The sequence below is a fragment of the Anthropogastromicrobium aceti genome, assembly GCF_020687335.1.
Classification (GTDB): domain Bacteria; phylum Bacillota; class Clostridia; order Lachnospirales; family Lachnospiraceae; genus Anthropogastromicrobium; species Anthropogastromicrobium aceti.
This window is the reverse complement of the sequence record NZ_JAJEQN010000020.1, coordinates 1-11,452: the sequence shown is the minus strand read 5'-3', so window position 1 is coordinate 11,452 and position 11,452 is coordinate 1. Positions and strand designations below refer to the sequence as shown.

Here is an 11,452-nt window from a genome sequence, read left to right as displayed (position 1 = left end):
ATTTTTATTTGTAGCAAAAAAGTTACTATCGAGTATATGGATATGGATTTGGAGAGCAAACTTCTGTTATAATTGAAATCAGCAGCCGCTCCCCAATTGAGAAAAATACGATCCATGTTCGCACCCAAAATGGAACCTATGCGACTTAAAATTTGGCTTATCTCTCTAGCAAAAAGCGCATTCTTTCAGTCTCTGTACTTCCACCTGCTGCGCCATCTTTTGTAAAATTCATTTCATAGCGATCTGAATCACAGTATGGCTTCCACTCTGGAAGCTTATTTTCATTATAATCATTTCCATTTGGATTGCCAGTTTTTATAAAGTTGACAAAATAGCTGCTGATCTGACGCGCCAGATCATAGTGATGACCGTCAAATGGTCGCCAACATTTGGCAAGTGTCTCAAAGAAGAACCATAAATCACACGAGTGGAATGTGCCTGCATTGTCCCATCCTGGAATATCAGCATCAAAACGATAATAATAGCTGTTTTGATTACAGCCTGTAGCTTTTCTTGATAAAAATGCTCGCTTTACGCTGTACTCAATTCCACTGACAGGCGAAAATCCCTCTGGTGTCTGCTTTTTATTTTCTTCAAATGACAAAAACTGATCTGCCTTATCTTTAAAAAGTTCTTCTACCTTTTTCAAAAGCTGTTCGTCGTCCTTAGCTTCAATATGATTTAAGAACTCATCTGATGTGTTTCCTGCCATAAGAGGCACTAAAAGGCTTCTTCCTTCAAGCATCTTTTTGTATGGGTCTTCCTTGCAGAATACACCGTCACGCACAGTATACATACGCGGATGATCCTTAGCAAAATCAGAATACTTATCACGAATCTCAAATGCATCAAGTGCTCTTGCTTCCTCCAAGGTTTTTACGCCAAGAAATTCAAAAAAGTCTTTTCCAATCTGCTCTGCCGTAGCTAAAGGTGTCGGTGTGCCAAAACGTGTCTTTTCATAAGGACTTCCAATCATACCGCTCATCACAAGCGCACCGGAAATTTTTCCTTCATTTTCTTCACATGCGAGCTGCGACATTACACTTGCACCGCCTGCCGACTGCCCGGCAATTGTAATCTTATTTGGATCACCTCCGAAATTAGCAATATTTCTGACAACCCACTCAAGACCTGCCTTCTGATCAAGGCTTCCGAAATTGGACGGTGCTTCTGGCTGCTCTTTTGTCAACTGAGGATGTGACAAAAAGCCAAATACATTCACACGATAATTGACGGTGACAACAACAACTCCCTGTCTTGCAAGGCGCTCCCCGTCAAACTCCATCTCCCTTGTATAGCCCCATTGATAGCCGCCTCCAAAATACCAAACAAGAACTGGACGTCTATCATCCACGCTTTTTGCTCCTGTCCAGATATTTAGATACAGACAATCCTCATCCATAGGCACATCCTGGTCAACATGCCACTCTCTATTGTATAGAGAATCACCTATGCCTGGCGTATCCTGCACAGAAATCGGTGCAAAGCGTGCACAATCCTTTATTCCTTCCCAATTCTCACACGGCTGAGGTGCGCGCCAGCGATTCTTCCCTGTAGGCGGTGCAGCAAACGGAACACCGCGAAAAGCTGTGATACGCGGATCGGTTGCCTCAATACCGCGCACCAGACCATTTTCTGTTTTTGTTTGTCGAATCATTGATCTTCTCCTCTCTAAAACGCTATGATGATTATAACGCTCTTTCACAGAAAGTACTAGTGCTCCAGATAAAAGCCCTTCAGTGAACCCTTTCCTTCTCCCTTAAATGTAAAATAAAGTGCCTGCACACCATCTGGCATTTCAACTGGTGTACTATAATGTTTCCATACATTCGTGTACTCTACTGGAATCTGTGCTAGCACTTTGCCATCCCATGCAGTTTTTACTTCAAAGCTTCCCTTTATATAACCACGAACATCAATCGAAATTTGATGAATGTTCTTCATATCAAAATATTTGAAGCCAACTGTTGTACCATCCACAATTGCACCAAGATATGCCGGATCCTCATCACCATCTCTTCCATCCTGCATGATCTTAGGAAAACGTTCATCTACATAAATAGAAGGCTCATTTGTAAATAAATTGCATGCCAAATACGCTGGATAATAACCCTCTCCAACTAGTGGTCCGCCATTTAATCCACATGAAGTAATCTCTGCCTGGAAAATACTGCCATCTTCACCAAATGTCAGGCGCTCTGCGCATCCCTGTCTGCTGTACCACGTACCATTTGTATGTCTGTGATAGAAAATATACCAGTCATCTCCAATCTGGACCATACTTCCATGATTGTTTGCACCATATGCAGTTGGCATATCTGCCGGCTTATATGTATCAATATGAAGGTCACAGTTACTTACAATCACGCCGCCATACTTAAAGCCGCCCGTAGGCTCCTTGCTCGTCGCATAGCAAAGCTCATGCATAACCTCAGACGAATAAATAAAGTAATATGTGTCGCCTCTCTTTCTAATAGACGGAGCCTCAAAAAATGCGTGACCCTCATATGGCGTATCCTTGCTGTACTCACTTCCCGGCACAATAATTTTCGGTGCTGTCTTCACAGTCAGCATATCTTTATCAAGGATTGTCACCATCGCGCCGCTTCTCGACTTATCCCCAATTCCGCAAAAACCTGTGTACAGATAAGTCTGATCTTTCTCTGTGATTACACCTGGATCAAACTGTGGCTCATCCGTTTCTTTTTCACCAAGACGCGTGCCATCTGAATAATGAACATATCCTAAAAATTCATATTTTCCTGCTGGTGTATCACAAACTGCAACTGATACAACCGGAAGCTTATCAAGCACGTAGAATAAATAATATCTTCCATCTGGTCCAACTGTGACATCAGGTGCGTATAGACACATCGTTCCATCTGGATTTTCCGGATCCTGTGTCTTTTTATAAATCACGCCCTCATATCGCCAATTTCCCAAATCATCTACTGGAGCAGACCAGCATACATAATCACCCATACAAAATACATATCCATTGTAAAAATCGTGCGATCCGTAAACATACACACGTCCATTAAATACATAAGGTTCTCCATCTGGAATATATTCCCATGACGGAAGATACGGATTAAATGCCTGTTTTTTCATACTGTAATACCAACCTTTCTTAATTTTATTTCTTGCAAATTGGCGTTATCTTAATATACACGCACCGTCACTACTGAGCATGCCGGTACCACAAACTTCACACCGCGCTGTGTCAGCTGCACATCAAGCGGCTTCTCATATAAAACCGGTTCTTTTCCAAACTCGTTGTAATCATTTAATCCGCCGTGAAGAATAAAGCCCTCTGCCTTTTTAGGTGTCTCCTCCATCAAAACAGCTTCGATAGTCTCCTCACCATCAAGTGATGTATTGACAAGTGTTATAGTAATTACGCCATCTTTATCCTGTGATACTGACTGCTGAATGTTATCCATCTGATACTTATCATTTCCTACCTTCTTTGTCTCAGACAGGCAACTCTCAAGAAGCTCGGCTCCCTGATGGAAACGATACATATGGAACACATGGTAGGTCGGTGTAAGAATCATTTCTGGTCCATCTGTTAAAATAACTGACTGAAGCACGTTTACAATCTGTGCGATACATCCCATCTTCACACGATCACAATGGCGATTGAAAATATTAAATGTAGCTCCTGCTACAAGTGCATCTCTCATTGTGCTTTGTTGGAACAAAAATCCCGGATTTGTTCCCGGCTCTACATCATGCCAGCAGCCCCATTCATCCACCATCATACCGATTTTTTTATCTGGGTCATACTGATCCATAATTGCACCATGTCTGTAAATCAACTCATCCATGCCGAGCGCACGATTCATTGTGTACCAGTAATCATCTTCTGAAAAGTCTGTCGCACTTCCCTTATGTGGTCCCTTTTCTGCGCCGCAATAATAATGAACAGACAGACCATCCATCATGCCATGTACTTCTTTTGGTGCCGGCTCTGCAAAACATTCGCGAAGCACCACCTCTGTCCACTTATAATCATCAGCATTCGCACCGCCACAGATACGAAAGATCGGTGCATTGCTGTCATATGTTCTCACATATGTCTGATAACGGCGATAAAGATCAGCATAGTAAGCAGGTGTCATATTTCCGCCGCATCCCCAGTTTTCATTTCCAACACCAAAATAGTCCACTCTCCACGGCTTTTCTCTGCCATTTTTCTTTCTGAGATCTGCCATCGGTGACACACCATCTAATGTCATATATTCAACCCACTCGCTCATCTCACGCACACTGCCGCTTCCAACATTTCCGTTGACATATGTTTTGCAGCCAAGCTGATCGCACAGTTCAAAATATTCATGTGTTCCAAAGCTATTATCCTCAGTCACACCGCCCCAGTTGGTATTGATCATTTGCTTTCTGCTTTCCTTAGGACCAACACCATCCATCCAATGATACTCATCAGCAAAACAGCCGCCCGGCCAGCGAAGTACAGGAACCTTAATTTTCTTTAAAGCCTCAACCACATCTGTTCTCATACCATTTTTATTTGGAATTGGCGAATCCTCTCCCACATAAATTCCCTCATAAATACAGCGGCCTAAATGCTCACTGAAATGCCCGTAAATCTCCGGCTCAATATGACCTTTTCTATTTTTTTCGTTAATATAAAGCTTCATATTATTTTTTTCTCCTTTTCTTATAGAAATGGCGGAGAATAGCAGTTTTGCCTTTCCCCGCCAGATCATCCATGCTGTGTCTGTCTTTTCCTTTTTTCTTTTTCCCCTTTGACCTCAGATCACTTTATATATGCAGCCCAGAACAACTCATTTTCATTTACTCTGCTACTGCTGCCTCTCTTGCATCTACTACTGCCTGATACTTATCTGTATCAAACTCAACAAGCTGGTCCCATCCAAGACCTTCAAGTGTAACACACATTTCATCCCACATCTGATCAAATTCAGCATCATCTGATGCAAAGATTGCCTGCCAGGATGTTGCCTTGACCTGATCGCCACACTGACTTCTGATCAGCGCGATATCGGTTGTATCAATTGGAAGTACAAGGTTTACATTCGGAACAATATTAAGCATTCCATTTTCCTCCAGATATGAAACTTCAGTTTCAGAACCAAACTTCTCACTCCACTCTTTGTTTGTTGCTGTGTTATTTTTTTCAAGGAAGGATGCCCAGTAATCACTTCCAAATGTCTCTCCTGTTTCTGGATTCATCTCAATACTTGCAACAAGCCACTGATTTATCTGGTTATTTCCATCAGTCCAGGAACCGCCGCCAAGTTCTTCTGGTACCTGAGGATCATCTGCAAATCTTGTCATACCAGCATCTGTCAGTGTATATGTACCATCATCATTTACAGTATAAATAAAGCCTTCCTGACCAATATGCTGCATAGTCAGACCTTCTGGTGAGCAAAGCCAATCCATAAATTCAAGGATACGCGCCTTATCTTCATCTGACACGTTAGAACCAACTGCCCATGCACGGCCATCGCCATAGTAGGTATCTGATGCCTGATAAATATTCAGATCTTCTAGCGGAATACCACGATAATTCTGACGAGCCTCGCCCTTAGCTGGTGAATTCCAGAAACCATACTGCCAGTTGTACCAGAACAGATGAACTCTTCCCTGACGCATCTTGTCACATGCTGCATTCCAGTCCTGTGTAGCGGAATCTGGGTCAACCAGTCCCATCTGATTTGCCTTATATAAGAACTTTAACATCTTATAGTAAGCGCCGTCTTTATCAGTTAATGGTGTGATGGAATTATCTGTTCCCAGTAAAATAGAACCATTTACTTCCTGACCATACCACTTTGTAAGCTGATTTACATTCTCAATACTTGTGCCATCCCAATCTGGCCATAAGCTCAGTGCATATGTCTTATCTCCAGCCTCATTTGTCGGATAAGCATCCTGAATCTTCTTTAAGGTATCTAACAGATCGTCAAGATTTTTCATCTCTGGTGCGCCAACTTCTACATAATGATCCCACTCAAGTCTTGGCATTACAGCTACAGTATCTTCCTTGTACTCAGTCGGTCCATTGGAGTTCATCTCTGCCGGAATTGCATAAACGCCTTCCGTTCCGATTACTTCATTTATCGAATCATTAAACAGACTAATCTGCTCTTCATATTTCATGAGATTCTCATAATTTGGAAGATCCTCGCTGATATCTGCGATCAGACCTACATCAACACAATCCTGCATATCTGCATTATCCAGAATAATAATATCACCCAGATCACCAGATGCACATCGTGTCTGGTAAAGAGATGCTGCATCACCAGATACCTGCGGCGCAACGATGTTTAACTCGATGTTGAAACGATCCTTGATTTCCTTTGCGTACCATCCAGTCTGCATACCCTGATAGTTTGCTGCCACATCGTAAACTTCGATTGTCAGGGGTTCATCATGATTCACTTCTGGTGCTGCCCACGCATTCATTGGAAGTGCGCCTGCTGCCATCATCGCTGCCATTGCCATGCTTGCTACATTTTTCTTTTTCATAGTAAAATCCTCCTTTTTGATTTTCTTTGATTTTTACTTTAATCTTTCTTTATTTCCTATTACTTTAATTTTTCCTTTTGACCCTTTAGCCCTTAACTGCTCCTACCATAATACCCTTTACAAAATATCGCTGGAAAATCGGGTATACAAACATGATTGGTGCAACAACCAAAATCGTAACAGTCATACGCACACTCGTCGCTGTCTGTGCTGTTGCGGAAGCAGCTGCCATAGCGCCTGAGCTTGCAGAACTGTTTGCCAGTGCCTTTAAGGAACTTGCCTGATTCAAATACTGATACAAAATAAACTGCAGCGGATACAGCTTCGTATCTGTCATTAAAAGAAGTGTATCCTGAAATGCATTCCACTGATTAACTGCTGAGAAAATAGCAACTGTTGCCATAATCGGCTTAATAACAGGAATCATAATCTTCAAAAATACTTTTATAGTTCCTGCACCATCAATCTCTGCTGCCTCCTGAAGTTCCTTTGGAACAGACTCCACAAACGTCTTTGTCAGGATAATGTTAAATGGAGAAACAATTGCCGGCAAAATATAACCAAGGAAGTTATTTGTAAGATGCATATTTTTCATTGTCAAAAACCATGGGATAATTCCTGCATTAAAGTACATCGTTGCAACTAAAAGTCTGTACCAGAACTTTTTGTGCCACATATCTTCCTGAGTAAACATATAACCTAAGAATGCTGATGCACCTACAGTACAAAATGTTCCGATTACTGTTCTTCCAAGAGAAATTTTTGCTGCCTGAAATAAACCGTCAATCTTTAGTGCGCTCACATAATTCTGAAAATGAATTCCTCTCGGCCAGAAAAGAATCACGCCTCTGGCGCTTAAATCATTTGCACTGATTGTATTGATAAAGATGTAGTAAAACGGATATATACAGACTAGCGCGCACAGGCTGAATATGATGTAACAGATAACACCGACCATACGGTCGCCGAAGCTTTCCTTCATCTTTGTCTTATGTTGATGAACTTGTTCCTTTTTCATCTAAGCTGCCCTCCGATCCAAGTTAGATAAAGCTCTCGCCACGTACCTTCTTCGAGAAGGTATTTGCACCTACAAGAAGAATTACACTGACTACACTCTTTAACATACTAATTGCAACAGATACGGAATAGCTTCCGCTTCCCATTGCGGTATTATATACGTAAAGATCAAGTACCTGAATGTACTGTTTGTTAAATGCGTTCTGAAATACGTAATACTGCTCCATTCCGTTGTTTAAGAAGTTTGCAATGTTAATCATCAGCAAAACAAAATAAGTCGGAATCAAACTTGGAATTGTAATATGACGAATCAGTTGCATACGGTTTGCACCGTCAACCTTTGCTGCCTGAAACAGCTCATCATCAATACCAGAAATTGCTGCTATGTACATAATTGCCGCCCAGCCAAGATTCTTCCAAGTCAGCCACAGCCACTGAGTAAACCAAACATGCTTTGTGGACTGTAAAAACAAAATTGGCTCTGTTGTAAATCCAAGCTTCATTAACAGTGTATTTGCCATACCTGTACTGTTAAACAAGCTGAATGCAACTGAATATACAAGAACCCAGCTGACGAAGTTTGGAAGCGTTGTAACAGTCTGGACAAACTTACGAAACTTCACGCATCGAATCTCATTTAAAAATACAGCAAACAGCATTGGAAGCCATGATGTACCAAGTGTTAACGCACTCATCGCAAATGTATTTTTTAATACCTGAACAATCTGCTTGATCTTAACATCGTTCTCAACCAGTGACTTAAACCATTTTAAGCCAACAAACTGCGCCTCAGAAAATGGCTTTGGCGGACGATAATCATAAAATGCGTAAATCCATCCGTATAACGGATAGTAACTAAATATAATTACCAATGCAATGAAAGGTGCTACATACAAAAACAACCGTATGGACTTCCATTTTTTTTTCGTCATCTTTTTCTTTTCCAACTGCTCCACTACCTTTCTTTTTTATTTGGTGTAACGTTTTTCTTTTGTTAATCTCATTATGTCACTTTGCAGGCATTTTGTCAATACCTAATTTGATTTTATTTTTATATTTGTCTATTTTGCATATTTATTTTTATATTTTTTATGTATTCAGCCTGTTTTTTTGTGTTGCTTTACCATTCTACTGTTTGTTTAACGTTACTCTTTTACATTTTGCAAAATACTAACTATTCCGATCCCAATTTACAAAATCATGCAAAAAAAAGAAGCAGCCTTACCGACTGCTCCTCTAATTTGTTTACCGTTTTTATTCTTACTCATTTCGCTTTGGAACTGACTCGCGTATTTTTATCTCACATGGAATTTTAATGTGCTTTACCGTATCACTATCAGCTCCATTATCATCACTGTCCTGCTTTTCTATCTTTTCAAACAACAGTCTTGCCGATTCTGTTCCAACCTCAAGAAGAGGAAGGCGGCTGCTTGTCATCTTGGGAATGTACCAATTTGCAACCTTCTCATTATCAAATCCAGTAACAGCAATATCCTTTCCCACTTCAAGTCCCATATCATGAATACAGTTATACACACCGCCTGCCATCCAGTCTGACATACAAAAAATCGCATCTACCCCAGCATTCACTAACTTAGCTGTCATCGTATATGCCTTTTCAGGCTCCCAATTTGCATCAAGAACCCATGACGGATTATACGGAATACCTGCTTCAAACAGTGCTCGCTGACAGCCAAGCAAACGGCGTTTTGCATGAATATTGTCAGCACGTCCGCTTATCACTCCAAGCTTTCTGTATCCTTGTGCTAAAATGTAGCTCACCATCTGATAGCCGCCTTCCTCATCGTCGATCTCAACAGAAGTCATACTTTCATCTGAGCAGCAATAAGCTAGTACAAGCGGCATGTCTGTTTTTTCTTCAAACAGATGTATCTCTCGCTCATGACCTGCTATATATATCAGTCCATCTGCCTTAATGCTTACAAGCTCCTTCATAGCTGGATCTAATACACTATGGATTAACGTTTCATCATTGTACCATTTATCTTGCCATCTTGAATACAGCCTAAGATTCTGCAGAAGGACACGATACTTTTTTTCCTCACAATATTTCATAATGCCTTCGACAATCTCCGGCGTCGTAAACTGCGCGAGATCCTCAGTGATAACACCAATTGTCTGAGTGCGCTGTCTGCGCAGCCCCTGCGCGAAGTAATTTGGATGATACCCAAGTTCCTCGATCGCTTCCATTACTTTTTTACGTGTCTCATCCCTGACCTTTTTGGGACTATTATTTACAATATTTGACACCGTTGTAACTGAAACACCGCAGTGCTGCGCAATTTCCTTTAAAGTAACCATTACGATTTCCTCCCGCTTTTGTTTTCCCTGTTGTTTCTTTATGTTAACACAGGAGCGAAATTTTATCAATCACCTTTTTTTACCTGCACACCTACTTCAAGAATCTTATCAAAGCGTGTTAAGAATGTAATTGTCGTTACAGTTGCTGCCAAAATATCGCTGATTGGCTCTGCTAAAAAGACAGCAAATACCTTGTCTGCCAAGAAGCACGGCAAAATAAATATAAGCGGAATCAACAGCACAATTTTTCTTAAGCAGGCCAAAAGCAGACTTACCTTCGCCTGGCCAAGTGCCATAAAGCTTTGCTGACAACTCACTTGAAAACCAATTGAGAATATACCCGCCATATAAATGTGAAGTGCCCATGAAGTGTAATCTACTAGGTTCGTATCTGATGTAAATAAACCTGCAAACAGCTGTGGTACAATCATCATGACTAGCCATCCGGCAATAGTAAATGCAGCGCACACAAAAAACTGAGTAAAGAAGGCCTTCTTTACGCGATCCTTGTTTCCGGCTCCGAAATTATAGCTTATGATTGGCTGACCTCCCTGACAGATACCCTGAAGAGGCATCGTAATAAGCTGATTCACACTTGTGATAATAGTCATCGCACCAACTGCCACATCACCGCCATAACGAGCAAGACTTGATGTAAAACTGATCGACAAAAGGCTCTCTGTGGAAATCATTACAAAGCTTGAAATACCAAGTGCAAGACACGGTCCAAACACCTTCGGGTCTAGCTTCATATTAGACAGCTTTAATTTCAGGATTGTCTTCTCTCCTGTCAAAAAACGAAGCACCCAGATGGCACCAACTGCCTGACTTAAAACAGTTGCTATTGCTGCACCGCGCACCCCCATATCAAACACAAAAATAAAAATCGGGTCAAGTATAACGTTAATGACTGCACCAATCAAAGTAGTCATCATGCTGATTTTAGAAAAGCCCTGTGTTGTGATAAAAAGATTCATTCCAAGAACAATCAGCACAAAAATACTTCCAAAAATATAAATTCGCGCGTACTCAACTGCATACGGCAGCGTCGCATCACTAGCTCCAAATAAAATAAGAAGCTTTGGTGCAAAAATAGAAAATAAAATGGTAAGTCCAACTGCAAAAATTAAAATCAATGAAAAGCAGTTTGCCATGATCTTCTCTGCCGTTTCATTGTCCTTCTTTCCCATGAATATTGCTGCTCTTGGTGCTCCGCCTGAACCAGACAGCATAGCAAACGCGTTTATCAGCATTAAAATTGGTGCAAACAAGCCAACACCAGTAAGCGCTGCCGCACCTATTCCCGGAATATGTCCGATATAAATTCTGTCTACAATGTTGTAAAGCAAATTGACAATCTGTGCGACAACAACCGGAATCGCAAGCTGTGCAAGAAGTTTTGGTATGCTTCCCTTTCCCAAATCCCGCGTTCTTGCCTGTGGTTTTGTTTTCTCTTCCATAATTTTTCTCCTTTTTTTCTTCCCCAAACTGTCGCTTTTTCTTTTTAACATTTTTTGTAACTATTCAGAACCCCATTCGCAAAATCGCATCTTCGATGCTTCTATTTTGCTCATGTGGTTACCTCGCCATA

Annotated in this window: 8 protein-coding genes; all 8 read right to left on the bottom strand. The window is 41.1% G+C overall.

The annotated features are described in order from the left end of the window. Positions 1-157: 157 nt before the first annotated feature. The 8 genes from LKD48_RS08895 to LKD48_RS08860 all read right to left on the bottom strand — a co-directional run bounded on the left by LKD48_RS08895 (position 158) and on the right by LKD48_RS08860 (position 11,321). The gene (locus tag LKD48_RS08895) at positions 158-1,657 is read right to left on the bottom strand and encodes a carboxylesterase/lipase family protein (RefSeq protein ID WP_308731812.1); all 1,500 of its coding nucleotides are present in this window, start codon (positions 1,655-1,657) and stop codon (positions 158-160) included. Positions 1,658-1,713: 56 nt separating this feature from the next. Continuing rightward, complete coding sequence (locus tag LKD48_RS08890) at positions 1,714-3,111, bottom strand: family 43 glycosylhydrolase (protein WP_308731811.1); 1,398 nt, start codon at positions 3,109-3,111, stop codon at positions 1,714-1,716. Between the two features lie 50 nt (positions 3,112-3,161). After that, positions 3,162-4,661 carry an alpha-N-arabinofuranosidase gene (locus tag LKD48_RS08885; RefSeq protein WP_308731810.1) on the bottom strand — a complete coding sequence of 500 codons (1,500 nt, stop codon included), beginning with the start codon at positions 4,659-4,661 and terminating at the stop codon, positions 3,162-3,164. A gap of 157 nt (positions 4,662-4,818) precedes the next feature. Beyond that, positions 4,819-6,522, bottom strand: coding sequence for an extracellular solute-binding protein (locus tag LKD48_RS08880; protein ID WP_308731809.1), 1,704 nt, complete (start codon positions 6,520-6,522; stop codon positions 4,819-4,821). An 85-nt stretch (positions 6,523-6,607) separates the two neighbouring features. Continuing rightward, positions 6,608-7,540, bottom strand: a complete 933-nt coding sequence (locus tag LKD48_RS08875; RefSeq protein ID WP_262536293.1) for a carbohydrate ABC transporter permease — start codon at positions 7,538-7,540, stop codon at positions 6,608-6,610. 22 nt (positions 7,541-7,562) lie between these two features. After that, positions 7,563-8,471 (bottom strand): ABC transporter permease, encoded by a 909-nt coding sequence (locus LKD48_RS08870; RefSeq protein ID WP_262536363.1) that lies wholly within the window; start codon positions 8,469-8,471, stop codon positions 7,563-7,565. Positions 8,472-8,799: 328 nt separating this feature from the next. Beyond that, complete coding sequence (locus LKD48_RS08865; RefSeq protein WP_308731808.1) at positions 8,800-9,861, bottom strand: LacI family DNA-binding transcriptional regulator; 1,062 nt, start codon at positions 9,859-9,861, stop codon at positions 8,800-8,802. A 65-nt stretch (positions 9,862-9,926) separates the two neighbouring features. After that, complete coding sequence (locus tag LKD48_RS08860; protein ID WP_308731807.1) at positions 9,927-11,321, bottom strand: MATE family efflux transporter; 1,395 nt, start codon at positions 11,319-11,321, stop codon at positions 9,927-9,929. Between the last annotated feature and the right edge of the window lie 131 nt (positions 11,322-11,452).

Bases quoted from the DNA above. Each gene is read 5' to 3' on its own strand.
- LKD48_RS08895 (WP_308731812.1), bottom strand. From the start codon at position 1,657: ATGATTCGACAAACAAAAACAGAAAATGGTCTGGTGCGCGGTATTGAG.
- LKD48_RS08890 (WP_308731811.1), bottom strand. From the start codon at position 3,111: ATGAAAAAACAGGCATTTAATCCGTATCTTCCGTCATGGGAATATATT.
- LKD48_RS08885 (WP_308731810.1), bottom strand. From the start codon at position 4,661: ATGAAGCTTTATATTAACGAAAAAAATAGAAAAGGTCATATTGAGCCG.
- LKD48_RS08880 (WP_308731809.1), bottom strand. From the start codon at position 6,522: ATGAAAAAGAAAAATGTAGCAAGCATGGCAATGGCAGCGATGATGGCA.
- LKD48_RS08875 (WP_262536293.1), bottom strand. From the start codon at position 7,540: ATGAAAAAGGAACAAGTTCATCAACATAAGACAAAGATGAAGGAAAGC.
- LKD48_RS08870 (WP_262536363.1), bottom strand. From the start codon at position 8,471: ATGACGAAAAAAAAATGGAAGTCCATACGGTTGTTTTTGTATGTAGCA.
- LKD48_RS08865 (WP_308731808.1), bottom strand. From the start codon at position 9,861: ATGGTTACTTTAAAGGAAATTGCGCAGCACTGCGGTGTTTCAGTTACA.
- LKD48_RS08860 (WP_308731807.1), bottom strand. From the start codon at position 11,321: ATGGAAGAGAAAACAAAACCACAGGCAAGAACGCGGGATTTGGGAAAG.